This is a genomic window from Pantoea sp. X-Soil-YNGN-785 (assembly GCF_059730585.1).
In genome coordinates, this window is sequence record NZ_AP035942.1 from 3,931,114 (window position 1) to 3,956,826 (window position 25,713).

The following is a 25,713-nucleotide window of genomic DNA, read 5'->3' on the forward strand; positions in this document are numbered from 1 at the left end:
CGCACTTATGCGTCTTTAGGACCACGTGAAGCACGTTTACGGTCGTTTTCAGTCAGGTGACGTTTACGGATACGCACTGACAGTGGTGTTACTTCTACCAGTTCGTCATCATCGATGAACTCGATAGCCTGTTCCAGCGTCATTTTCTGCGGTGGAACCAGCGTCGTTGCTTCATCAGTACCGGAAGCACGCATGTTGGTCAGCTTCTTACCGGTCAGACAGTTTACGGTCAGGTCGTTAGAACGGCTGTGAATACCGATGATCTGGCCTTCATAGACTTCTGCACCGTGACCCAGGAACAGCTTACCGCGATCCTGCAGACCGAACAGGGCGAACGCGACGGCTTTACCCTGACCGTTAGAGATCAGTACGCCGTTCTGACGCTGGCCCACTTCGCCTGGACGAATATCGTCGTAGTGGCTGAAGGTAGAGTAGAGCAGACCGGTACCGGACGTCATGGTCATGAATTCGTTACGGAAGCCAATCAGGCCACGGCTTGGGATGACGTAGTCGAGACGTACGCGGCCTTTGCCATCCGGATCCATGTTTTTCAGATCGCCTTTACGCTCACCCATGGCTTGCATAACGGAACCCTGATGCGTCTCTTCGATATCCAGCGTAACGTTCTCAAATGGCTCTTGTTTACGGCCATCGATTTCACGGAAGATAACTTTCGGACGGGATACCGCCAGCTCGAAACCTTCACGACGCATGTTTTCGATCAGGACTGACAGGTGAAGTTCACCACGACCTGATACGCGGAAGGCGTCAGAATCTTCAGTTTCTTCAACACGCAGTGCTACGTTGTGAACCAGTTCTTTGTTCAGACGCTCAAGGATCTGACGTGAAGTCACGTACTTACCTTCTTTACCGCAGAACGGTGAGGTGTTGACGTTAAAGAACATGGTTACAGTTGGTTCATCGACGCTCAGTGCTGGCAGCGCTTCCACATTCTGCGTGTCACAGATAGTGTCGGAGATGTTCAGCTCGCCCAGACCGGTGATAGCAATGATATCGCCCGCTTCTGCCAGATCGCTATCGATACGCTCAAGACCCAGATGAGTCAGGACTTTACCGACTTTAGCGTTACGGGTTTTGCCTTCGCTATCGATGATAGTGACTTGCTGGTTAGGCTTAACTTTACCGCGCTTGATACGGCCGATGCCGATCACGCCCAGGTAGTTGTTGTAGTCCAGCTGAGAGATTTGCATCTGCAGTGGGGCATCAGCCTCAACCTGCGGAGGCGCAACGTGATCAACGATAGCCTGATACAGCGGGGTCATATCGTCAGCCATGTCGGTGTGCTCAAGACCCGCAATACCATTCAGCGCAGAGGCGAAAATGATAGGGAAGTCGAGCTGCTCGTCAGTGGCATCCAGGTTTACGAACAGGTCAAATACCTGATCCACAACCCAATCCGGACGCGCACCAGGGCGGTCTACTTTGTTGATAACCACAATCGGCTTCAGACCATGCGCGAACGCTTTTTTGGTCACGAAGCGGGTTTGCGGCATAGGGCCATCCATCGCATCTACAACCAGCAGCACCGAGTCCACCATGGACATGACGCGCTCAACTTCACCACCGAAGTCGGCATGTCCTGGGGTATCAACGATGTTGATACGGTAGTCATTCCACTTAATGGCGGTGTTTTTTGCGAGGATGGTAATCCCACGCTCTTTCTCCAAATCATTGGAGTCCATCACGCGCTCGGTTGCTTCGGTACGGGCATCAAAAGTACCGGATTGTTGCAGCAGTTTGTCAACCAGGGTGGTCTTTCCATGGTCAACGTGCGCGATGATGGCGATGTTACGCAAATTTTCGATCACAGCTTTGCCTCAGGCATTAGAAATAGCGCGGTATTGTACACGGATTAAGCGGAAGACTGAACAGGATCACACTTTTCACTGAAAGTTTATTGCATCGGCGCAAATTTGCCCTGTTCCCGGTGCAGAAAATGCACTAAGTTGGTCCTGCGCACCAAAATAGTGCCAATAAATCACCATTAAGCACCACATTGGTGCACTAAGACCATCGTGGTGCAGGCGCTTTATGACAAAAAGGTGCATCACAAGGCGATTTAAGCAACATCAAAAAAGTTGGCACAGAATTCGCTTTATCTAAATCAAGCGTAAACGCCAGACAGATGTCGGTTGAAGAGCGTGCCGGGTGAAGTTGGTCAGGGAGGTGTTTTCCCGCAATGGATTCCGGAAACGACGTTTCCTCGCCATGTAGATAATGAAAGACCATTTCCAGGAGAGTTGAGTATGTCCGCTGAACACGTTCTCTCGATGATGAACGAGCATGAAGTTAAGTTTGTTGACCTGCGTTTTACCGATACCAAAGGTAAAGAACAGCACGTTACGATCCCTGCTCACCAGGTTAACGCTGACTTCTTCGAAGAAGGCAAAATGTTCGATGGTTCGTCTATTGGCGGCTGGAAAGGCATTAACGAATCAGACATGGTGCTGATGCCTGACGCCACTACGGCAGTCATGGATCCTTTCTTCGAAGATTCTACGCTGATCATCCGTTGTGACATTCTTGAGCCAGGCACCATGCAGGGCTACGATCGCGATCCACGCTCTATCGCCAAGCGCGCTGAAGATTACCTGCGCTCTTCCGGCATCGCGGACACCGTGCTGTTTGGACCAGAACCCGAATTCTTCCTGTTCGATGACATCCGTTTCGGTTCATCAACGTCCGGCTCACATGTGGCTATCGACGATATCGAAGCGGCATGGAACACCGGTAAAGAGTACGAAGGCGGTAACAAAGGTCACCGTCCGGGTCTGAAAGGCGGCTACTTCCCGGTTCCACCGGTTGACTCATCACAGGACATCCGTTCTGCCATGTGTCTGACCATGGAGCAGATGGGTCTGGTTGTTGAAGCGCATCACCACGAAGTGGCGACCGCAGGTCAGAACGAAGTGGCAACCCGCTTCAATACTATGACCAAAAAAGCGGACGAAATTCAGATCTACAAATATGTCGTTCACAACGTTGCGCACGCTTACGGCAAAACGGCGACCTTTATGCCGAAGCCAATGTTTGGCGACAACGGTTCAGGCATGCACTGCCACATGTCACTCTCTAAAGGTGGCCAGAACCTGTTTGCCGGCGATAAGTACGGCGGCCTGTCTGAAATGGCGCTGTTCTACATCGGCGGTATCATTAAGCACGCGAAAGCGATCAACGCCCTGGCGAACCCGACAACCAACTCTTACAAGCGTCTGGTCCCGGGTTATGAAGCACCAGTTATGCTGGCTTACTCTGCCCGTAACCGTTCTGCCTCAATCCGTATCCCGGTTGTTGCCAGCCCGAAAGCCCGTCGTATCGAAGCGCGCTTCCCGGATCCAGCCGCTAACCCATACCTGGCGTTCACCGCGCTGCTGATGGCTGGCCTGGATGGCATCATCAACAAAATCCATCCTGGTGACGCGATGGATAAGAACCTGTATGACCTGCCACCGGAAGAAGAAGCTGAGATTCCAAAAGTTGCAGGCTCACTGGAAGAAGCGCTGAATGCACTGAACGAAGACCGCGAGTTCCTGACCCGTGGCGGTGTATTCACAGACGAATCGATCGATGCTTACATCGAACTGCGTAAAGCAGAGATGGATCGCGTTCGCATGACGCCACACCCGGTTGAGTTCGAGCTTTACTACAGCGTTTAACTGGTCAGACGTTTTTGTTGCCGTGGAAACTTTTAGCCCATCTTCGGATGGGCTTTTTTCTCCGCGAATTCACCGTTCATTCGCCCTCTTTTCGGCTTAAAGACTAAAATGCACCTGACTGGTGCAGAGGAACGTTGTATGGCAACTGGCTCTCTGCCCGATGCAGGGCAGATTCTCAACGCGTTAATCAACAGTATTTTGTTAGTGGATAACGATCTGGTTATTCATTACGCCAATCCGGCGGCGCAGCAATTACTGGCGCAAAGCTCACGCAAATTGTTCGGCACACCATTACCGGAATTAACCGGCTACTTTTCGCTGAATATTGAGGTGATGCGCGAGAGTCTTGAGGCTGGCCAGGGATTTACTGACAGTGAGGTCACGCTGGTGGTAGATGGTCGCGCACATATTATGTCGCTGACCGCCCAGCGGTTACCCGATGGCTTAATCCTGATGGAAATGGCGCCGATGGATAATCAGCGTCGCCTCAGTCAGGAGCAGTTACAGCACGCGCAGCAGGTCGCCGCTCGCGATCTGGTTCGCGGTCTGGCCCATGAGATTAAAAATCCGCTGGGCGGATTACGCGGCGCGGCACAGCTTCTATCCCGCGCCCTGCCCGATCCGTCACTGAATGAATACACCAAAGTGATTATTGAACAGGCCGACCGGTTGCGAAATCTGGTAGATCGTCTGTTAGGACCGCAGCAGCCAGGCATGCACATCACGCAGAGCATTCATCAGGTGGCCGAACGGGTGGTCAATCTGGTGTCGATGGAGCTGCCGGAGAATGTTTCGCTGGTCAGGGATTACGACCCCAGCCTGCCGGAACTGCCGCATGACCCCGACCAGATTGAACAGGTGCTGCTTAACGTAGTTCGCAACGCACTTCAGGCGCTGGGCGACGACGGTGGCACCATTGTTATCCGCACCCGCACTGCTTTCCAGTTGACGCTGCACGGCACGCGTTATCGCCTGGTGGCACGTATTGATATTGAAGATGATGGCCCCGGCATTCCGGCCCAGCTGCAGGATACGCTGTTTTATCCGATGGTCAGCGGACGTGAAGGCGGAACCGGTTTAGGCCTCTCCATCGCCCGTAGCCTGATTGATCAACATTCAGGAAAAATAGAATTTAACAGTTGGCCGGGACACACCGAATTTTCGGTTTACCTGCCTATTCGCCAGTGAGGTTTCTATGCAACGAGGGATAGTCTGGATCGTCGATGACGATAGCTCCATCCGCTGGGTGCTTGAACGCGCGCTCACTGGAGCCGGTTTGAGCTGTGCGACCTTTGACAGCGCAAGCGAGGTGCTGGATGCCCTCTCAACCAAGACCCCGGACGTTTTACTGTCAGATATTCGCATGCCCGGTATGGATGGCCTGGCGCTGCTGAAACAGATTAAGCAGCGTCATCCGATGCTTCCGGTCATCATAATGACGGCGCATTCGGATCTGGACGCCGCTGTCAGCGCCTATCAGCAGGGTGCCTTTGATTACCTGCCTAAACCGTTTGATATTGACGAAGCGGTGGCGCTGGTCGAGCGAGCCATCAGTCACTATCAGGAACAGCAGCAGCCGCGAAATCAGCCGGTCAGCGGACCCACCACCGATATCATTGGTGAAGCGCCAGCGATGCAGGATGTGTTTCGTATCATCGGCCGGTTATCGCGCTCGTCGATCAGTGTGCTGATCAACGGTGAGTCAGGAACCGGTAAAGAGCTGGTAGCTCATGCGCTGCATCGCCATAGTCCGCGTACCAAAGCGCCTTTCATCGCGCTTAACATGGCGGCGATTCCCAAAGATTTGATTGAATCCGAACTGTTCGGTCACGAGAAAGGTGCCTTTACCGGCGCCAACCAGATCCGTCAGGGCCGTTTTGAGCAGGCGGATGGCGGCACGCTGTTTCTGGATGAGATCGGTGATATGCCGCTGGATGTGCAGACCCGTCTGCTGCGCGTGCTGGCCGATGGCCAGTTCTATCGCGTTGGTGGTTATGCGCCAGTGAAAGTGGATGTACGTATTATCGCCGCAACCCACCAGAATCTGGAATTACGCGTGCAGGAAGGCAAGTTCCGTGAGGACCTTTTCCACCGCCTGAATGTGATTCGCGTGCATCTGCCACCGCTGCGTGAGCGTCGTGAGGACATCCCGCGTCTGGCACGTTACTTCCTGCAGGTGGCGGCCCGTGAGCTGGGGGTGGAAGCGAAGATTCTGCATCCGGAAACCGAGACAGCCTTAACCCGTCTTCACTGGTCCGGTAACGTTCGTCAGCTGGAGAACACCTGTCGCTGGCTGACCGTGATGGCGGCGGGCCAGGAAGTACTGATTCAGGATCTGCCCGGAGAACTGTTTGAATCCAGTACCCCGGAAAATCCGGTGCAGTCGCTGCCTGACAGCTGGGCAACCCTGCTGGCACAGTGGGCCGACCGCGCCCTGCGTTCCGGTCATCAGAATCTGCTGTCAGAAGCCCAGCCAGAGATGGAGCGTACGCTGCTCACCACTGCGCTGCGTCATACGCAAGGCCACAAGCAGGAAGCAGCACGTCTGCTGGGCTGGGGCCGAAACACGCTGACGCGCAAGCTGAAAGAGCTGGGCATGGAGTAAGCGGTTCAGTACGGGCTGGTGTGGTCTGCCAGCCCGTTTCTTCAGATAACGCGCGAGAACTGCTGCTGACGCGCTTTCTGACGCAGATAACGATCAAAACACATGCAGATATTACGAATCAGTAACCGGCCAATCCCCGTCACCTCCAGCCCGCCAGCCGTTTGTACCAACAGCCCATCGGCGATTAACGGTTTCAGCAGCGCCAGGTCCTCAGCAAAATAGTCGCTGAAGCAAATTCCCCATTGCGCTTCTGTCGCGGCAAAATCCAGCGAGAAGTTACAGATCAGCGTTTTAATCACGTCACGACGCAGGCAATCATCGTCGGTTAAGGCGATGCCGCGCCACAGGCCATTCCCCTGCTGTTCAACACTCTTGTACCAGGTGTTGAGGTCTTTCTGGTTCTGCGCATAACTGTCGCCAATCATGCTGATGGCTGAAACGCCAAGCCCCAGCAAATCGCTGTCGCCCTGCGTCGTGTATCCCTGGAAATTACGATGCAGCTGCCCTTTCCGCTGCGCGATGGCCAGCTCATCCTGCGGCTTCGCAAAGTGATCCATCCCGATAAACTGGTAGCCCTGCTGAGTCAGCGTCGTGATGGTCTGCTGTAAGATATCCAGCTTTTGCTGAGCGGAGGGCAGTTCGTCCTCTTTGATTTTACGCTGTGCCGCGAACATCGCTGGCAGATGCGCATAGTTAAACACGCTAAGGCGATCGGGATTGAGTGCCAGTACCCGCTCCAGCGTCCAGGCAAAGCTGGCTGGCGTCTGCAGGGGCAAGCCATAGATCAGGTCGATGCTGACAGAGCTGAAGCCCTGTTCACGGGCGCGCGCCATCAGGCCGAAAATCACCTCTTCGTCCTGCACCCGGTTAACCCGTTCCTGCACCGCTTTATTGAAATCCTGCACGCCCATGCTCAGACGATTGAATCCCAGCGATCGCAGGTGATCAATCATATCCAGCTCAATTTCTCGGGGATCAATCTCGATCGACATTTCAACATCGCTGGCCACGCTGAAGTGTTGCTTCAGTAAACCCACCAGCCGTGAAATCTGCGCATTGTCGAGAAAAGTTGGCGTGCCGCCGCCCCAGTGAAGCTGCGTGACCTGACGCTGAAGAAACAGCGGCGCACGCTGAATAATCTCCTGCTCAAGCACATCCAGATAACGGTCCGCTTTGTGGCGCTGACGGGTCACAATCTTATTGCAGCCGCAGAAGTAGCAGAGACGATGGCAGAAGGGAATATGGACGTAGAGTGACAGCGGACGGTCAGGGTAGCGCGCCACGGCTCGCTGAAAATCGCCTTCCGCATAGTGCTCGCTGAACTCCAGCGCGGTGGGATAAGAGGTGTAACGCGGGCCGGCATAATTGTACTTTTCAATTAACGCCTGATCCCACTCAATCTGCTGCGATGGCATGCTCACTCCTTCCGGTGACGTCGTCTTAGAGAAGGTCGCGAAGAAGAGGAGATGAAAGGTGAGCGGGTTGAGACCCGACGTAAACGTTGCTTCAGCCGCGACAGGCGTCGTAGTTTAAACAATAACCACAGCAGATAACATGTCGCCAGCAGCGCGAAAATTGATCCAGGCCAAAACATTGTTGTTTACCTGATAAGTACGGCATGCGGAAACCGCATGCCGATCAAATCTGCTTAGTTGCCCTTCAGCAGACGGTACATATCTTCTTCAGCCTGCTCATCTTCAGCATCATCCATCACAATGCCTAACTGCTCCATCAGTTCGTCGATACGATCCAGCGAGGCATCCAGCCAGCCCTGATCTTCAGCCGACAGCGTTTCGCCATTTTCCAGACGATCCAGCAGCGCATCCAGACGCTCGTCATTTTCCAGCTTCGCCAGCTCTTCTTCGGGCGTCAGACGCACTTTCTTCTCAGCTGCCGGTTTTGCCACGCTTTTCTTTGGCTTAACGGCTGCGGTTTTCCCCTCAGCAATCAGGGCCACCGGTTTTTTACTGCCGATACGCGGATCTTTTACGCTGCTCTCCTGACGTCCGCCGCTGCTTTCGGACGCAGCCGGATTAGCACGGCTGCCAGATGCGTGTCCGCGATGCTTTTTATCACGTTTGCGATCGCGTGCTTCATGGTTGATATCGTCACGCGATTTGCGTTTGGCTTTGACGGCAGGTTTGCCGTTAGCAGCTCGTGCAGGTTGCTTCATAGTATTCGGTCCCGGCTTTTTTATTCAGTATAGAATTGCGGCGAAATCTAGCAGAAACCAGACAAAGAAAAAAGGCGACAGCTCAAGCTGTCGCCTTATTTCATACCTTCATAAGAAGGAATCATGTTTTAAGTCCTTTTCGGCTCGTAACATCCCGGTCAATCCCGCGCCTGCTCAACTCCTGAGCTTTTCCTTATCCCTGTCTGGCCGTATCCCTGACCGTTTCCATTCCACCGCTCGTTGCCTTCCTGACATCCCTGAGCGCATCATACTGATGTGTGCTGCCGTTCACTGCACAATAATGTAGACCAACTGGTAAAAGCCTCAAGTCGGTGTCAAAAATAGTTAGTTCAAAAAAAGAACGATTATTGCCAACATTATGAATTTTAATGTTTTTTATTTTTAGTAATTAAAGTAAAAAGCGAAATAACCTGCAGCCTGAATGGCAAATCTCTTACACACTTTGTTATCGAGATGTGATTGAGCACTTTCGCGCCATAACGCGTATAATCGCCGCCATTGCCTTAATGCGTTTTCTGGAGTGTTACCTTGTCTGAATTGAATTATCACGTTACCCACTTTGTCATGAGCGCGCCGGATATCCGTCATCTGCCTGCCGATACCGGAATTGAAGTGGCTTTTGCTGGCCGTTCGAACGCGGGAAAATCGAGTGCGCTGAATACGTTAACCAATCAGAAAGGTCTGGCACGTACCAGTAAAACGCCGGGACGTACGCAGCTGATTAACCTGTTCGAAGTGAAAGAAGGTAAGCGTCTGGTCGACCTGCCAGGTTACGGTTATGCCGAAGTGCCGGAAGAGATGAAGCTGAAGTGGCAGCGTGCATTAGGAGAATACCTGCAAAAACGTCAGGCCCTGAAAGGACTGGTCGTGCTGATGGATATCCGTCATCCGCTGAAAGACCTTGATCGACAGATGATTCAGTGGTCAGTGGAAAGCGGTATTCCGGTGCTGTTGCTTCTGACCAAAGCAGACAAACTGGCCTCAGGTGCCCGTAAAGCGCAGCTCAATGTCGTGCGTGAAGCCGCACTCGAATTCGTGGGTGATGTGCAGGTAGAGCTCTTCTCCTCGCTGAAGAAAATCGGCGTGGATAAGGTTCGTCAGAAGCTGGACAGCTGGTTTAATACGCTTGAACCGGCGGTTGAGGATCAGGACGGGGAAGAGTAACTGGCAACACGGTGCCGCTGAAGCTGGCGGTACAAAAAGCCCAATAAAAAACGCCCCAGTCACAGAATGACTGGGGCGGCTAAATTCAGCCAAATCCGATTACGTGAAGTAAAAGGTCTGAAAGATAGAACATCTTACCTCTGTACCCTACGCGACGAACTTTACCTGATTTTGTGTGCGTGACAAAGGCTTTTTTGTTGCTTACTTACATCAAACAGGGCTTTTTTTACCATACACATCACAAAAATAGCGTTGCGATGTAGTTAAATAACGAAAAAAGTGTTTAGCCGATAAGCAGTTAGAAAAGCGCGTAATCTCAGTACCAGCGCTGGCCGGGTTAAACCAGGTAATTAAACGATTTACTTATACCTGACTAAGGGTCGATTCCGCTCTGTGGAACCGACCTGAAGCCGTGAATCAGTGGGCTTCATCCCAGTTGTCACCCACACCGACTTCAACCAGTAAAGGCACGTCGAGCTGCACGCTACCTTCCATCAGCGCGCGGATTTTCTGACTGGCTGCTTCAACGGCCTCCGCTTTCACTTCGAACACCAGTTCATCGTGAACCTGCATGATCATTCTGACACTATTGTCGTTTTGCTGTTCCAGCCACGCATCAACAGCAATCATCGCCCGCTTGATAATATCTGCTGCCGTTCCCTGCATCGGCGCATTGATCGCGGCACGTTCAGCGGCTTTCCGGCGAATGGCATTGCTGGATTTAATATCCGGCAACCACAGTCGACGGCCTTCAATCGTTTCGACATAGCCTTTACTTGCCGCCAGCTGGCGGGTGTTCTCCATATAGCGCAGTACGCCCGGATAACGTTCAAAGTAGAGGTCCATATACTTTTTCGCTTCGCCTGCGCCAATGTTCAGCTGGCGCGAAAGACCAAATGCACTCATGCCATAGATCAGACCAAAGTTGATCGCTTTCGCACTACGGCGCTGTTCGGCGCTGACCTTGTCCAGTGGTACACCAAATACTTCGGATGCCGTGGCACGGTGAATATCTTCGCCCTGGGCAAAAGCGTCCAGTAATCCTTTATCCTGAGAGAGATGCGCCATGATACGCAGTTCGATTTGTGAATAGTCTGCCGCCACAATGCGATAACCTTTGGCCGCGACAAAGGCCTGACGGATTCGGCGTCCTTCGTCATTACGCACCGGGATGTTTTGCAGATTCGGATCGGCAGAGGATAAGCGACCGGTTGCGGTAACGGCCTGATGATAAGAGGTATGCACCCGCCCGCTCAGCGGGTTGATCATCAGGGGTAATTTATCCGTATAGGTCGACTTAAGTTTAGATAAGCCGCGATGTTCCAGAATCACTTTGGGCAGCGGATAGTCGAGTGCCAGCTCAGCTAACACCTCTTCGCTGGTTGACGGCGCACCGCCCGGTGTTTTCTTGGTGGGTTTGATACCCTGTTTTTCAAACAGGATCACCTGCAGCTGCTTGGTGGATGAGAGGTTGAAGGGTTCTCCCGCCAGCTCATGTGCTTTTAATTCAAGCTCAGCCAGTCGGGCAGTCAGCTCTTTCGAATGTTGCGCCAGAATAGCCTGATCGATTAACACGCCATTGCGCTCAATCCTGGAAATTACCGTCAGTAATGGCATCTCAATCTGCTCGAAGACTTTTCTCGGGCCCGCTTCTTTCTCCAGCTCTGGCCACATCTTCAGATGCAACTGCAGGGTCACATCGGCATCTTCGGCAGCATAATGGGATGCCTGCTCCAATGCGATTTGATTGAACGTCAGCTGATTTTTGCCTTTACCAGCGATCTCCTGGAAGGTGACCGTTTTGTGGTTAAGCCAGCGAGCAGCCAGGCTATCCATGTCATGTTTACCCACCACGCTGTTGAGAATATAGGACTCAAGCATGGTGTCGAATTTGATACCGGCCAGTTCAATATCGTAGTTTTTCAGTACGCCACGATCGTATTTCAGGTTCTGGCCCACTTTCCAGGCGCTGTCATCTTCCAGCAGGGGCTTGAGCTGTGCCAGAACGGCCGCGCGATCCAGTTGTTCAGGCGCATCGAGATAGTCATGGGCAACCGGCAGGTAGGCGGCTTCGCCGGGCGCAATCGCGAAGCTGATGCCCACGATGTTAGCGCTCAGGGTATCCAGCGCGTCGGTTTCCAGATCAAAGGCGAAGACCTCGCTGTTTTTCAGTTTCTCCAGCCAGCTGTCAAAAAGATCCTGATCCAGAATGGTGACATAATTCTCGGTCGGTAATACGCTGCTGGTTTCAGGCACAGCAACCGGCTCATCGGAGAGCGCTTTCTGTGCCTGAGTATTACTTTTCTTGCCCTGCAGCCATTTCCCATCCTGCAGGTCACTCAGCCAGCGTTTGAACTCATAACGGCTGAACAGGGTCTGCAGCGCCTCGACATTGGGTTCAGTGACCGTGAGCTCTTCACAGGGCAGCGCCAGCTCGACGTCCGTCTTGATGGTCGCCAGCTGGTAAGAGAGAAACGCCACATCCCGATTCTGCTCAAGTTTGGTCGCCATGGTTTTCGCGCCACGAAACCCGAGATCCGCTACTTTATCCAGATTGTCATAGATGGTCTGCATGCTGCCCAGACCCTGCAGCAGAGCCTGTGCCGTTTTCTCACCCACGCCGGGAACGCCAGGGATGTTATCTGAGCTGTCGCCCATCATGGCCAGAAAATCGATGATTAAGGCTGGTGGCACACCATATTTCTGCTCGACCTCTTCCGGCCCCAGGATGGTGTTGCTCATGGTGTTAATCAGCGTGATGGCTGGCGTGACCAGCTGCGCCATATCCTTGTCGCCGGTGCTGATTAGCACTGAAAGGCCTTTTTTCTCCGCTTCCAGCGCCAGCGTACCGATAACATCATCGGCTTCAACGCCGCTCACAGCCAGTAGCGGCAGACCCATCGCCCGCACCATCTCATGCAGCGGCTCGATTTGCGCCCGCAGTTCGTCAGGCATCGGCGGACGATGAGATTTATAATGCTCGAACAGCTCATCCCTGAAGGTTTTGCCTTTGGCATCGAACACTACAGCAACGTGACTCGGATTATATTGCGCCAGCAGGCTTTTCAGCATGTTGAGCACGCCGTACATGGCGCCAGTGGGTTCACCTGCACTATTGGTCAGCGGCGGAAACGCGTGATACGCGCGATAAAGATAGGATGAGCCATCGACCAGAATGAGGGGATTTTCTGCTATTTGCGCCATAAGTCTGTGTTGTCTTCGTTGCTATGGGTTGGTCTATAAGGATGCCACAAGCTGGCGGAAATGGTGAACTAAGGCACAGGATATGTCGCGTTTTTAACGGTTCTGGAGGAAAGATCGCAACGATCATTCTGTGGATAACTTTGTGCGTAAAAATTATAACGCGCTGCTATTCAGGATCTTAAATGATTTGGCTATTAATAAAATACATAATTTTCATTAGCTTATTTAATTTCCGTGACCCGATCGCCATTTTTAATTACGTGATCCCTTGTGTGGATATTAAATTTATGCCCTGGAGATGGACAAAATTTACGTCTCTGTTTAATGGCATAAAAAAACGCCAGCAGAGCTGGCGTCAGATGGGGTGGTAAGGCAGATTACTTCTGGCTTACGAGGAATTTAACCACGTTCGCGTAATCAGCAACGAAATTGTCCATAGAGCTGGTATCGAGGCCGCCGTTGTTCACCATATATTTGCCATTCACGAACATCGCTGGCACACCGCGCAGATCAACATCCGCAGCCGCTTTCTGCTGTTGTGCAACCAGCGCTTTTACGGCAAAGCTGTTCCAGGCAGCATCGTAGTCAGCAGCGGAGATACCGGCCGCTTTAACAAAAGCCTCTTTCAGACTGGCAGGATCGGTAATGGTCTGCGTTTTCTGAATGCCATCAAAGATCGGTGCTGTCACCTTATCTTCAACGCCCAGCGCCATGGCGACAGCCCATGCCTGAGTCACAACCGGTCCCAGATCACCACCAAGGAAATCGACGTGGTATTTCACCAGCTTTGTATCAGCAGGCAGATTCTTTTTCACCGCGTCATTAACGTGATAAATACGTTCAAACTGATAGCAGTGCGGGCAGAAGAAGGAGAAGAACTCCATCACCTGAGGTTCACTGGCCACAGGTTTTGGCAGACTCACATATTGTTTACCTTCAGTGAACTGGGCAGCAGACGCGCTGAATGCCAGCACTAAACCCATCAGTGCAAACCAAATTTTTTTCATCGTGAAAACTTCTCCTGACTACGTCGTTAATATTGCGGTGTCAGCTGCAGAGGAGGTTCCTGCAACAGCTTCTCCTGCTCGGTAAAGAGTGAAATTTGCCTGCGCCAGAAATCTTCATCTGTCATCCAGGGGAAAGCGCGCGGAAAAGCGGGATCCTGCCAGCGTCGGACAACCCAGGCCAGATAATAAACCATGCGCATAGCGCGTAAAGGTTCAATCAGTGACAATTCATTAATATCAAAGTCACTGAATTCACTGTAAGCCTCCAGCAAAATATCCCACTGTATACGCTGTTCCTGTCGATCGCCGCTGATGAGCATCCACAAATCCTGTACCGCCGGACCATTACGGGCATCATCCAGATCGACAAATAGCGGTCCATCGCGCCACAGGATATTCCCCGGATGACAGTCGCCATGTAATCGTAGCGGCTGCCACGTGGTATGCCACTGTTGCTGCAGCGTGTTACCTAGCTTATCGATAGCCTGTAGCAGCGCGGTCTTAAGCGAAGCAGGCACTAATTGTGAGTGCTCCAGCGCCTGTCGGGGTTCATGCAGATACTCATCAAGACCGATGGCAGGACGATGGTTGAACAGCGCTTTGCGCCCGGTCTGATGAATGCGGCCCAGGAATCGGCCTACCCATTCCATCTGATCTTCATTGTCTGTCTCATATTGCCGTCCGCCCAGACTGGGAAATACGGCAAAGAAGAAGCCAGCGTGGCTGTGCAGTGTCTCGCCCTTTAACCGCAATGGTGCCGCGATGGGCACCTCATCAGCCAGCAGATCGAGCGCATACTGATGCTCTTCAGCGATCTGTTCAGCACGCCAGCGCTGTGGGCGATAAAACTTCGCGACATAGCGGCGTTTTTCATCATCGCTGAATTGGTAAACCCGGTTCTCATAGCTGTTCAGGGCTGTCAGACCTGATTCGACGCGAATTCCTGTATCCCAGAGCGCATCAAGCAATACGTCGGGATTCAATGTCTGGAAGTTGAAAGCAGCGTCGCTCATCATATTACCTGTAGTTGCCCTTGCAAATAGCAGCCAAGGATAACACTACTCGTCCTGTTTAATGACACCCCGTGCGCGGAGCAGTGCGGTTTTGAAATCAACTTCATAGTCTTTTTTCAGGCCTGGGATCGCATCATCGCTGGCTGAGTCACGCATTTTGAGATGGTAAATTAATACATCGTCGCTTAATTCACTTAACGGGCCACGGAAACCAGATTCCTGCGCCAGTTTCTGTAAAAATGTGACCAGATTCAGGTCAGGCTCTTTTTGCCAGGCGGGTTGCAGCAGTTCGATCAACTCGTTTAAACGATGGCATTTCATTGAGGTTTCTCCGTTATTCACAGTGCGTCATCAGCGAGGGCAAAGCCATGACAATATTGACCGGCATCATTCTGGCTGGTGGTCAGGGCCGCCGTATGGGTGGTCAGGATAAAGGATTAGTGCAACTGGATGGCAGGCCGCTTTATCAGCATGTCCTTGAACGGCTCAGGCCACAAGTCGACATTGTCATGATTAATGCCAATCGTAATATTGATCGCTATCAGTTAAGCGGGTGTCGGGTTGTGCAGGATGTTTTTGATGGCTATCCGGGTCCGCTGGCCGGTATCTACAGTGCATTAGTAGCTATCGACGGTGAATGGGCTGCGTTTTGCTCCTGTGATACGCCTGCAGTTCCTCTTAACTTCGTTGAAAAGCTGGCTGAACAACGTGGAGACGCCCCTGCAGTCTGGGTCCGCTCACAATCACGCGACCACCCCACGCTGGCGCTGATTCATCGGAAGATGGCAGTGCCTCTTCATGACTATCTTCACGCCGGTGAACGACGTCTGATGCATTTCCTGCGCGACCACGGCGGCCATGCTGTTCAGCTGGATAATGATGAAGCTGCCTTCCGCAATATCAATACGCCTGATGATCTAAATCATACTAGCTCAACCAACTGAGGAGGGGATTAATATAGATAAAATTTAAAAAACGAAGCTCAGTTAACAATGTCTTTTTTTATTAAAAATAAGGCAGGCAATTTATCACGCTCGAAAAAATAATCCGTTACTCATTTAAAATAATAGAATTGTATCTGAGTTGAATTTTCCTGAAAGTGACCAATAAAATTGTTAACGGGAAGTCAGCGGACTACATTAAATGGGCAATAATAGTCATTACTGCCCAGGCGCTTTAGAGAGCTATCAGCCAGCAGTGAGGATATTAGTCCAAACTGCATCAGCACGGGCCACTGAGTCAGTAGTCCCTTCAGCAGCACCGACTACCAGTCCAAAAACAGCACCCCAAATACCGCCAAACAGGCCACCAAGGACACCCTGTGCTGGAGCCAGAATTCCACTGGTTACGCCGTCAGTATTAGCAGAAATATTATAGCAGGACCATGCAACGCCCATTGCGCCAGCAATCATTCCAACCACTGCGCCACCGATGCTGTCTAAGAATCCAGTAGAGGCAGCACCTGATACTAATTCTGTTTCAGCGATAGTAAGTTCTTTCATTTTAATCTTCCTTAAATTAGTTAATACGCAATTGAAATCCATCTAAGACATTTAACTTAATTAAACATCATCATTAGTTTCAATCAGTTACTAATAAATGTAAATAGAATAAAATCCATTTATTCCAGCAATATATTTTCCGTCTGTTATAAAATCCACAATCACATTAAGTTAATAAGTTAGTTAAATATTAAATTGTAGAATATTAAAAGTAATTAACTCGATATTTATTCTATTTTTCACCTGTTGAGTGTCGTAATAGTCAATATAAAGGAGATCACTGGCCGTAGTTTACCGTATCAGAGAGGGGTTCTCAGGCTGTTTTCGGAGATTATGGTGCGGTTTTTCACGATCTGCAGACGTAAAAAAGCCCCGCACTCGCGTGCGGGGCTTCTTCACTTATTTAATGCCTGGCAGTTCCCTACTCTCGCATGGGGAGGCCCCACACTACCATCGGCGCTACGGCGTTTCACTTCTGAGTTCGGCATGGGGTCAGGTGGGACCACCGCGCTAAAGCCGCCAGGCAAATTCTGTCTCCGCGCCGCCGCCGGGGGCCGCGCAGAATATCCGGTACAAGGCTGAAAATCGTGTCTCTCAAAAACGCCTCTGGCGTTGTAAGGTTAAGCCTCACGGGTCATTAGTACCGGTTAGCTCAACGCATCGCTGCGCTTACACACCCGGCCTATCAACGTCGTAGTCTTCAACGTCCCTTCAGGACCCTCAAGGGGTCAGGGAGAACTCATCTCGGGGCAAGTTTCGTGCTTAGATGCTTTCAGCACTTATCTTTTCCGCACTTAGCTACCGGGCAATGCCATTGGCATGACAACCCGAACACCAGTGGTGCGTTCACTCCGGTCCTCTCGTACTAGGAGCAACCCCCCTCAATTCTCCAGCGCCCACGGCAGATAGGGACCGAACTGTCTCACGACGTTCTAAACCCAGCTCGCGTACCACTTTAAACGGCGAACAGCCGTACCCTTGGGACCTACTTCAGCCCCAGGATGTGATGAGCCGACATCGAGGTGCCAAACACCGCCGTCGATATGAACTCTTGGGCGGTATCAGCCTGTTATCCCCGGAGTACCTTTTATCCGTTGAGCGATGGCCCTTCCATTCAGAACCACCGGATCACTATGACCTGCTTTCGCACCTGCTCGAGCCGTCACTCTCGCAGTCAAGCCAGCTTATGCCATTGCACTAACCTCACGATGTCCGACCGTGATTAGCTGACCTTCGTGCTCCTCCGTTACTCTTTAGGAGGAGACCGCCCCAGTCAAACTACCCACCAGACACTGTCCGCAGCCCGGATCACGGGCCTACGTTAGAACATCAAACATTAAAGGGTGGTATTTCAAGGTTGGCTCCACGCAGACTGGCGTCCGCGCTTCAAAGCCTCCCACCTATCCTACACATCAAGGCTCAATGTTCAGTGTCAAGCTGTAGTAAAGGTTCACGGGGTCTTTCCGTCTTGCCGCGGGTACACTGCATCTTCACAGCGAGTTCAATTTCACTGAGTCTCGGGTGGAGACAGCCTGGCCATCATTACGCCATTCGTGCAGGTCGGAACTTACCCGACAAGGAATTTCGCTACCTTAGGACCGTTATAGTTACGGCCGCCGTTTACCGGGGCTTCGATCAAGAGCTTCTCCTTGCGGATAACCCCATCAATTAACCTTCCGGCACCGGGCAGGCGTCACACCGTATACGTCCACTTTCGTGTTTGCACAGTGCTGTGTTTTTAATAAACAGTTGCAGCCAGCTGGTATCTTCGACTGGCTTCGGCTCGGGGAGTAAATCCCTCCACCTACGCGCCAGCGTGCCTTCTCCCGAAGTTACGGCACCATTTTGCCTAGTTCCTTCACCCGAGTTCTCTCAAGCGCCTTGGTATTCTCTACCTGACCACCTGTGTCGGTTTGGGGTACGATTCTGTGTTACCTGATGCTTAGAGGCTTTTCCTGGAAGCAGGGCATTTATCACTTCAGCACCGTAGTGCCTCGTCGTCACGCCTCAGCGTTAATAAGGGACCGGATTTACCTGGACCCTCCGCCTACACGCTTAAACCGGGACAACCGTCGCCCGGCTGATATAGCCTTCTCCGTCCCCCCTTCGCAGTAACACCGAGTACAGGAATATTAACCTGTTTCCCATCGACTACGCCTTTCGGCCTCGCCTTAGGGGTCGACTCACCCTGCTCCGATTAACGTTGAACAGGAACCCTTGGTCTTCCGGCGAGCGGGCTTTTCACCCGCTTTATCGTTACTTATGTCAGCATTCGCACTTCTGATACCTCCAGCATGCCTCACAGCACACCTTCAACGGCTTACAGAACGCTCCCCTACCCAACAACGCCTAAGCGTCGCTGCCGCAGCTTCGGTGCATGGTTTAGCCCCGTTACATCTTCCGCGCAGGCCGACTCGACCAGTGAGCTATTACGCTTTCTTTAAATGATGGCTGCTTCTAAGCCAACATCCTGGCTGTCTGTGCCTTCCCACATCGTTTCCCACTTAACCATGACTTTGGGACCTTAGCTGGCGGTCTGGGTTGTTTCCCTCTTCACGACGGACGTTAGCACCCGCCGTGTGTCTCCCGTGATAACATTCTTCGGTATTCGCAGTTTGCATCGGGTTGGTAAGCCGGGATGGCCCCCTAGCCGAAACAGTGCTCTACCCCCGAAGATGAGTTCACGAGGCGCTACCTAAATAGCTTTCGGGGAGAACCAGCTATCTCCCGGTTTGATTGGCCTTTCACCCCCAGCCACAGGTCATCCGCTAATTTTTCAACATTAGTCGGTTCGGTCCTCCAGTTAGTGTTACCCAACCTTCAACCTGCCCATGGCTAGATCACCGGGTTTCGGGTCTATACCCTGCAACTTAACGCCCAGTTAAGACTCGGTTTCCCTGCGGCTCCCCTATACGGTTAACCTTGCTACAGAATATAAGTCGCTGACCCATTATACAAAAGGTACGCAGTCACCCCCATAAAGAAGGCTCCCACTGCTTGTACGTACACGGTTTCAGGTTCTGTTTCACTCCCCTCGCCGGGGTTCTTTTCGCCTTTCCCTCACGGTACTGGTTCACTATCGGTCAGTCAGGAGTATTTAGCCTTGGAGGATGGTCCCCCCATATTCAGACAGGATACCACGTGTCCCGCCTTACTCATCGAGCTCACAGCATATGCGCTTTTGTGTACGGGAGTATCACCCTGTACCCTGCGACTTTCCAGACGCTTCCACTAACACACATGCTGATTCAGGCTCTGGGCTGCTCCCCGTTCGCTCGCCGCTACTGGGGGAATCTCGGTTGATTTCTTTTCCTCGGGGTACTTAGATGTTTCAGTTCCCCCGGTTCGCCTTGCAGCACTATGTATTCATGCTGCAATGATGCACAGAGTGCACCGGGTTTCCCCATTCGGACATCGACGGCTGTAGCGGTTCATATCACCTTACCGTCGCTTTACGCAGATTAGCACGTCCTTCATCGCCTCTGACTGCCTGGGCATCCACCGTGTACGCTTAGTCGCTTAACCTCACAACCCACAGGCGTTTTACAACGCTGCGAACTGCAAGCATTTGAGAGACTCGAACGCATCGTATTTTTCATTCTTATTACGGAGAATGAAAACGACACGTCGTTTCAATTTTCAGCTTGTTCCGGATTGTTAAAGAGCAAATATCTCAAACGCGGCCCGGCTGCTTACGCAACCAAATCGGTTTTGAGATACTGTATGGAGACACCTTTCACCTGTCACCAAGCAGGTGGCGTCCCCTAGGGGATTCGAACCCCTGTTGCCGCCGTGAAAGGGCGGAGTCCTAACCGCTAGACGAAGGGGACACGATAGTGTCACGACTTCGCAGCCGTCCTGCTCATTACTTTTTATCAGACAATCTGTGTGGACACTGCGCGGGAAGGTATCTTCATGTAAGGAGGTGATCCAACCGCAGGTTCCCCTACGGTTACCTTGTTACGACTTCACCCCAGTCATGAATCACAAAGTGGTAAGCGCCCTCCCGAAGGTTAAGCTACCTACTTCTTTTGCAACCCACTCCCATGGTGTGACGGGCGGTGTGTACAAGGCCCGGGAACGTATTCACCGTGGCATTCTGATCCACGATTACTAGCGATTCCGACTTCACGGAGTCGAGTTGCAGACTCCGATCCGGACTACGACGCACTTTGTGAGGTCCGCTTGCTCTCGCGAGGTCGCTTCTCTTTGTATGCGCCATTGTAGCACGTGTGTAGCCCTACTCGTAAGGGCCATGATGACTTGACGTCATCCCCACCTTCCTCCGGTTTATCACCGGCAGTCTCCTTTGAGTTCCCGACCGAATCGCTGGCAACAAAGGATAAGGGTTGCGCTCGTTGCGGGACTTAACCCAACATTTCACAACACGAGCTGACGACAGCCATGCAGCACCTGTCTCAGAGTTCCCGAAGGCACCAATCCATCTCTGGAAAGTTCTCTGGATGTCAAGAGTAGGTAAGGTTCTTCGCGTTGCATCGAATTAAACCACATGCTCCACCGCTTGTGCGGGCCCCCGTCAATTCATTTGAGTTTTAACCTTGCGGCCGTACTCCCCAGGCGGTCGACTTAACGCGTTAGCTCCGGAAGCCACTCCTCAAGGGAACAACCTCCAAGTCGACATCGTTTACGGCGTGGACTACCAGGGTATCTAATCCTGTTTGCTCCCCACGCTTTCGCACCTGAGCGTCAGTCTTTGTCCAGGGGGCCGCCTTCGCCACCGGTATTCCTCCAGATCTCTACGCATTTCACCGCTACACCTGGAATTCTACCCCCCTCTACAAGACTCAAGCCTGCCAGTTTCAAATGCAGTTCCCAGGTTAAGCCCGGGGATTTCACATCTGACTTAACAGACCGCCTGCGTGCGCTTTACGCCCAGTAATTCCGATTAACGCTTGCACCCTCCGTATTACCGCGGCTGCTGGCACGGAGTTAGCCGGTGCTTCTTCTGCGGGTAACGTCAATCGACGCGGTTATTAACCGCATCGCCTTCCTCCCCGCTGAAAGTACTTTACAACCCGAAGGCCTTCTTCATACACGCGGCATGGCTGCATCAGGCTTGCGCCCATTGTGCAATATTCCCCACTGCTGCCTCCCGTAGGAGTCTGGACCGTGTCTCAGTTCCAGTGTGGCTGGTCATCCTCTCAGACCAGCTAGGGATCGTCGCCTAGGTGGGCCATTACCCCGCCTACTAGCTAATCCCATCTGGGTTCATCCGATAGTGAGAGGCCCGAAGGTCCCCCTCTTTGGTCTTGCGACGTTATGCGGTATTAGCCACCGTTTCCAGTGGTTATCCCCCTCTATCGGGCAGATCCCCAGACATTACTCACCCGTCCGCCACTCGTCACCCGAGAGCAAGCTCTCTGTGCTACCGTCCGACTTGCATGTGTTAGGCCTGCCGCCAGCGTTCAATCTGAGCCATGATCAAACTCTTCAATTTAAGTTTGATTTGCTTAAACAAGTTAAGCGGTGCTCATCTGTAAAACGTCATAATGAATTTCATTATGTGTTCACTCGTGAGGCTTTGATATTTTGTTGCGTCCTAAGACGCTGATATCAATCCTGCGAGTGCCCACACAGATTGTCTGATAAATTGTTAAAGAGCAGTGCGAACAGTGCGTTAGCGTCCTGTCGCGAGGTGGCGTATATTACGCTTTCCTCCTGCAGAGTCAACCTCTTTCTCAGAAGTTTTTCTCCGGCGGCGCAGTCTCCTGTGCCTCTCAGCGCGTTTCCCGTTGCCGGTGTTCCGTGTTGATGGAGGCGCATTATAGGGAGATTCCTCAGGCTGACAAGTGTTTCTTCGAATTAATTTACTGAGCGCATCTTTTTTAAACGAACGGCTTAAAAAGAGACGTTTCATGGCCGAATAACGCACAAAAACAGCGATCAAACGTTGTAAAGAGACCTGCCGTTGCGGGTTGCGGGTGCTATTATTTTGCTTCTTCTCGCAGGATAACCCCAGGAAGGACACTCAATGATAAAATCCTCGCGCAGCATGGCAGGTTTGCCATGGATAGCGGCTATGGCCTTTTTCATGCAGTCACTCGACGCCACTATACTGAATACTGCCCTGCCCGCTATCGCCACCAGCCTCGACCGTTCTCCCCTGGCCATGCAATCCGCCGTCATCAGTTACACCCTCACTGTCGCGATGCTGATTCCGGTCAGCGGCTGGCTCGCCGATCGCTTCGGCACGCGTAAGGTATTTATCATTGCGGTTTCGCTGTTCACCCTCGGCTCGCTGGCGTGTGCGCTCTCACCGACGCTTTCGGTGCTGGTTATATCGCGAATCGTGCAGGGCGTGGGTGGCGCAATGATGATGCCGGTCGCACGACTTGCACTGCTACGCGCCTATCCGCGCAGTGAACTGCTGCCGGTGCTCAATTTCGTCACCATGCCAGGATTGGTTGGCCCGATACTGGGCCCGATGCTGGGCGGTGTGCTGGTCACCTATGCGACGTGGCACTGGATCTTCCTGATTAATATCCCGATAGGTATTCTCGGCATTATCTACGCACGCAAATATATGCCGGACTTCACCACGCCTAAGCGCCGCTTCGACTTTCTGGGCTTTATACTGTTCGGGGCTGGGCTGGTAATGATCTCGATTGGGATTGAGCTGTTCGGTGAGCGGATTGTTTCCGCCTGGCTGGCTGGCGGGATATTACTCAGCGGCATCGTGCTTTTACTTCTCTATATAGTGCATGCCCGAAATCACCCGTCGCCCCTCATCAACCTGCCGATGTTTAAAACCCGGACCTTCTCGGTTGGCATTGGCGGCAACATTGCATCACGTCTCGGTACCGGCTGCGTCCCCTTTTTAATGCCGCTCATGTTGCAGGTTGGCTTTGGCTATTCAGCTATTATTGCAGGCTGCATGATGGCACCTACCGCCATTGGTTCAATACTGGCGAAGTCCACGGTGACACAACTGCTGCGCTGGCTGGGCTACCGCCGTCTGCTGGTCGGCATCACCGCTATTATTGGCATCCTGATCGCCAGCTTCTCTCTGCAGTCGCCTGCTGAAAGCATCTTTGTGCTGTTGCTTCCGCTGTTTATTCTCGGCATGGCGATGTCTACGCAGTTCACCGCCATGAACACCATTACTCTGGCCGATCTGGATGATGATAACGCCAGCGGGGGTAACAGCGTGCTGGCCGTGACGCAGCAGTTAGCGATCAGTTTCGGTGTGGCGGTCAGTGCTGCGGTACTGCGCTTCTATCAGGAGTTTGAAACCAGCACCATTTCACAGTTCCATGCCACGTTCCTGACCATGGGTGTCGTTACCGTGCTTTCAGCGCTGACTTTTCTGCTGCTGAAAAATGGCGATGGCCGTAATCTGATCACGAATCGCGACAGGAAGAAAAAACGCTAAACTGAGCCACGTACCACCAGCTCCGGCGTCAGCACCAGCGTTTGCTGGCTGGCGTCGGGATCGCTGAGACGATGAATTAAGGTATCTATCGCCAGTTCGCCCAGCGCATCTTTGGGCTGGTGAATCGTACTCAGTGGCGGAGTGAGATAGCGCGCCAGTTCAATATCGTCATACCCCATGACCGCCATCTGCTGCGGAACCTGCATGCCAGCCTGATAGAGGGCGTGATAAACGCCGACAGCCATCGCATCGTTACTGGTAAATACTGCTTCCGGCAGCGTTTCCAGCGCCAGCAACTCGACCATCCCGTTGTAGCCACCCTGAAATTCAAAGTCACCATTCACGATATAGCCAGGCACAATCTCCAGCCCACTCTTAGTCATGGCGTTGCGATAACCTTCCAGGCGCATACGGGCCGGGGTTTTATCCTGGGGACCGGCGATACAGGCGATGCGGGTATAGCCGCTGTCGATAAGATGCTGAGTGGCCAGCTCGCCGCCCAGCAACGCGTTATCCTGAATGATGTCACCGCGACCTTCAAACGGTGCCCAATCCATCATCACCGCAGGTATAGAGGGATAACGATTCAGGATGTCTGCCGACGGCAGGTGACTTTCAGTGCACATGATCAGTAAACCATCGACGCGCTTCTGCATCAGCGTCTCCAGGCTGCGGTTCATCCGCTCCTCATCACCCGCCGTGTTGCAGAGAATCAGGCTGTAGCCACGCTGATAGCAACTCTCTTCCACGCCCCGCACCACTTCGGCATAAAAGGGGTTACTACTGGTGGTCAGCAGCATACCGATGGTGTGCGTCTGATTGATTTTCAGACTGCGCGCCAGTGCAGAAGGGGCGTAGTTAAGGTGGCGGATAGCCTGCTCAACTTTTTCCCGCACGCCTTCACTGACAAAGCGATTGTTATTGATCACGTGCGAGACAGTGGAGGTAGAGACGCCCGCCAGCCGAGCGACATCTTTCATGGTGCTCAAAGGCTTAGCCCTGCTGTTGCAAAAAATCATCAATCTCCGCGCGCCACGGCACGGAGGGCTGCGCACCTGAACGCGTAACGGCAATCGCGGCGGCGGCATGGGCAAATCGCACCGCGTCGTACATTGGCTTCTGCTCCAGTCGCGCGGTAATAAAGGCACCGTTAAAGGTGTCGCCCGCCGCGATGGTATCAATAGCTTTAACGCTGAAGCCCGCAATGCGCTGACCGTCTCCCTGCTCGCTCAGCCAGACACCGCGGCGACCCAGCGTAATCAGTACCGTGCCGATGCCTTTCGCATGCAGCACTGCCGCAGCGCGAGCCGCATCTTCATCGTTGTTAACCGCAATGCCGGTCAGACTCTCGGCTTCGGTCTCATTCGGCGTAATAATGTCGATCAGCGCCAGCAGCTCATCGGAGAGAGGGGTAGCGGGTGCCGGATTGAGAATTACCTGCGTCTGATGCTGCCGGGCAAATGTCGCGGCGGCCAGCACGCTCTCCAGCGGCGATTCCAGCTGCATTAAGAGTGCATCGGCACTGGCAATAACCTGCTGATGACGCGCCACGCAATCGGGTGTTAAGGCCGCATTTGCTCCGGAGTAGATACCAATATTGTTCTCACCGTCACCGTTGACGAAAATCATCGCCACACCGGTCGACTCGCCCTCAACCACTTCTACGGGCGTGGTATCAATATTGTCCTGCGCGAGCTGCTCACGAATACGTTCGCCAATGTCGTCAGCGCCCACACAGCCAATAAAGGCGATATCGGCACCCGCACGACCCGCGGCGACCGCCTGATTCGCGCCTTTACCGCCAAACGCAACCTGATAATTCTGCCCGATCACCGTTTCACCGGGACGAGGGAAGTGCGCCAGATTAAGGATGTGGTCAGCATTAATGCTGCCAAGAACGGCCAGTTTTGCGTTTTTGCTCATTAGGGGAGTCCGGAATAAGTGCGCCACCGGG

General features: G+C 52.7%; 17 protein-coding genes, 1 tRNA gene and 3 rRNA genes. 6 read left to right on the forward strand and 15 right to left on the reverse strand.

Going from position 1 to position 25,713, the window contains the following annotated elements; all coding sequences use genetic code 11:
• Nucleotides 1–5: 5 nt before the first annotated feature.
• Nucleotides 6–1,829, reverse strand: coding sequence for a ribosome-dependent GTPase TypA (typA, locus tag AC6I8E_RS18365; protein WP_013359532.1), 1,824 nt, complete (start codon nucleotides 1,827–1,829; stop codon nucleotides 6–8).
• Between the two features lie 438 nt (nucleotides 1,830–2,267).
• Here typA and glnA point away from each other — a divergent pair, with 438 nt between their 5' ends.
• From glnA to glnG, 3 genes are all read left to right on the forward strand, one after another.
• Nucleotides 2,268–3,677 carry a glutamate--ammonia ligase gene (gene glnA / locus AC6I8E_RS18370; RefSeq protein ID WP_013359533.1) on the forward strand — a complete coding sequence of 470 codons (1,410 nt, stop codon included), beginning with the start codon at nucleotides 2,268–2,270 and terminating at the stop codon, nucleotides 3,675–3,677.
• 138 nt (nucleotides 3,678–3,815) lie between these two features.
• The gene (glnL, locus tag AC6I8E_RS18375; protein ID WP_013359534.1) at nucleotides 3,816–4,865 is read left to right on the forward strand and encodes a nitrogen regulation protein NR(II); all 1,050 of its coding nucleotides are present in this window, start codon (nucleotides 3,816–3,818) and stop codon (nucleotides 4,863–4,865) included.
• A gap of 7 nt (nucleotides 4,866–4,872) precedes the next feature.
• Nucleotides 4,873–6,282 carry a nitrogen regulation protein NR(I) gene (gene glnG / locus AC6I8E_RS18380; RefSeq protein ID WP_010258440.1) on the forward strand — a complete coding sequence of 470 codons (1,410 nt, stop codon included), beginning with the start codon at nucleotides 4,873–4,875 and terminating at the stop codon, nucleotides 6,280–6,282.
• Between the two features lie 41 nt (nucleotides 6,283–6,323).
• Here the strand turns inward: glnG and hemN are convergent, their stop codons facing one another.
• A complete protein-coding gene (hemN, locus tag AC6I8E_RS18385; RefSeq protein WP_497824294.1) occupies nucleotides 6,324–7,697 on the reverse strand; it encodes an oxygen-independent coproporphyrinogen III oxidase in 1,374 nt (457 codons plus the stop codon).
• A 233-nt stretch (nucleotides 7,698–7,930) separates the two neighbouring features.
• Nucleotides 7,931–8,455, reverse strand: a complete 525-nt coding sequence (yihI, locus tag AC6I8E_RS18390) for a Der GTPase-activating protein YihI (RefSeq protein ID WP_497824295.1) — start codon at nucleotides 8,453–8,455, stop codon at nucleotides 7,931–7,933.
• 549 nt (nucleotides 8,456–9,004) lie between these two features.
• Here yihI and yihA point away from each other — a divergent pair.
• Nucleotides 9,005–9,640, forward strand: coding sequence for a ribosome biogenesis GTP-binding protein YihA/YsxC (gene yihA / locus AC6I8E_RS18395; RefSeq protein WP_013359537.1), 636 nt, complete (start codon nucleotides 9,005–9,007; stop codon nucleotides 9,638–9,640).
• Between the two features lie 85 nt (nucleotides 9,641–9,725).
• Here yihA and spfP read toward each other — a convergent pair whose 3' ends face one another.
• The 5 genes from spfP to AC6I8E_RS18420 all read right to left on the reverse strand — a co-directional run bounded on the left by spfP (nucleotide 9,726) and on the right by AC6I8E_RS18420 (nucleotide 15,185).
• Nucleotides 9,726–9,773 (reverse strand): small protein SpfP, encoded by a 48-nt coding sequence (gene spfP, locus AC6I8E_RS18400; RefSeq protein WP_071892919.1) that lies wholly within the window; start codon nucleotides 9,771–9,773, stop codon nucleotides 9,726–9,728.
• Between the two features lie 284 nt (nucleotides 9,774–10,057).
• Nucleotides 10,058–12,844: a DNA polymerase I gene (gene polA, locus AC6I8E_RS18405; protein ID WP_013359538.1), complete on the reverse strand. Its 2,787-nt coding sequence runs from the start codon at nucleotides 12,842–12,844 to the stop codon at nucleotides 10,058–10,060.
• Between the two features lie 377 nt (nucleotides 12,845–13,221).
• On the reverse strand, nucleotides 13,222–13,851 hold the full coding sequence (dsbA, locus tag AC6I8E_RS18410) for a thiol:disulfide interchange protein DsbA (RefSeq protein WP_013359539.1): 630 nt from the start codon (nucleotides 13,849–13,851) through the stop codon (nucleotides 13,222–13,224).
• A gap of 26 nt (nucleotides 13,852–13,877) precedes the next feature.
• Complete coding sequence (locus AC6I8E_RS18415) at nucleotides 13,878–14,864, reverse strand: serine/threonine protein kinase (RefSeq protein ID WP_013359540.1); 987 nt, start codon at nucleotides 14,862–14,864, stop codon at nucleotides 13,878–13,880.
• A 45-nt stretch (nucleotides 14,865–14,909) separates the two neighbouring features.
• Nucleotides 14,910–15,185 (reverse strand): YihD family protein, encoded by a 276-nt coding sequence (locus AC6I8E_RS18420; protein ID WP_201252774.1) that lies wholly within the window; start codon nucleotides 15,183–15,185, stop codon nucleotides 14,910–14,912.
• A 47-nt stretch (nucleotides 15,186–15,232) separates the two neighbouring features.
• Here AC6I8E_RS18420 and mobA point away from each other — a divergent pair, with 47 nt between their 5' ends.
• Nucleotides 15,233–15,808, forward strand: coding sequence for a molybdenum cofactor guanylyltransferase MobA (mobA, locus tag AC6I8E_RS18425; RefSeq protein WP_370417549.1), 576 nt, complete (start codon nucleotides 15,233–15,235; stop codon nucleotides 15,806–15,808).
• Nucleotides 15,809–16,051: 243 nt separating this feature from the next.
• Here mobA and AC6I8E_RS18430 read toward each other — a convergent pair whose 3' ends face one another.
• The 5 genes from AC6I8E_RS18430 to AC6I8E_RS18450 form a co-directional block, all read right to left on the reverse strand.
• Nucleotides 16,052–16,366: a hypothetical protein gene (locus tag AC6I8E_RS18430; protein WP_041457144.1), complete on the reverse strand. Its 315-nt coding sequence runs from the start codon at nucleotides 16,364–16,366 to the stop codon at nucleotides 16,052–16,054.
• Between the two features lie 408 nt (nucleotides 16,367–16,774).
• Nucleotides 16,775–16,890 (reverse strand): 5S ribosomal RNA (gene rrf, locus AC6I8E_RS18435).
• 92 nt (nucleotides 16,891–16,982) lie between these two features.
• Nucleotides 16,983–19,891: ribosomal RNA gene (locus tag AC6I8E_RS18440) — 23S ribosomal RNA — on the reverse strand.
• A 230-nt stretch (nucleotides 19,892–20,121) separates the two neighbouring features.
• A tRNA-Glu gene (locus tag AC6I8E_RS18445) sits at nucleotides 20,122–20,196 on the reverse strand.
• Between the two features lie 88 nt (nucleotides 20,197–20,284).
• A 16S ribosomal RNA gene (locus AC6I8E_RS18450) occupies nucleotides 20,285–21,824 on the reverse strand.
• The 16S, 23S and 5S rRNA genes sit together here with 1 tRNA gene alongside, the layout of an rRNA operon.
• 534 nt (nucleotides 21,825–22,358) lie before the next feature.
• Between AC6I8E_RS18450 and mdtD the strand changes: the two genes are divergently transcribed.
• Nucleotides 22,359–23,759 (forward strand): multidrug transporter subunit MdtD, encoded by a 1,401-nt coding sequence (gene mdtD, locus AC6I8E_RS18455; protein WP_013359543.1) that lies wholly within the window; start codon nucleotides 22,359–22,361, stop codon nucleotides 23,757–23,759.
• Here the strand turns inward: mdtD and rbsR are convergent.
• Nucleotides 23,756–24,739 (reverse strand): ribose operon transcriptional repressor RbsR, encoded by a 984-nt coding sequence (gene rbsR, locus AC6I8E_RS18460; RefSeq protein ID WP_497824296.1) that lies wholly within the window; start codon nucleotides 24,737–24,739, stop codon nucleotides 23,756–23,758. The genes mdtD and rbsR overlap by 4 nt on opposite strands.
• 13 nt (nucleotides 24,740–24,752) lie before the next feature.
• Nucleotides 24,753–25,682 carry a ribokinase gene (gene rbsK / locus AC6I8E_RS18465; RefSeq protein ID WP_497824297.1) on the reverse strand — a complete coding sequence of 310 codons (930 nt, stop codon included), beginning with the start codon at nucleotides 25,680–25,682 and terminating at the stop codon, nucleotides 24,753–24,755.
• Nucleotides 25,683–25,713: the final 31 nt, after the last annotated feature.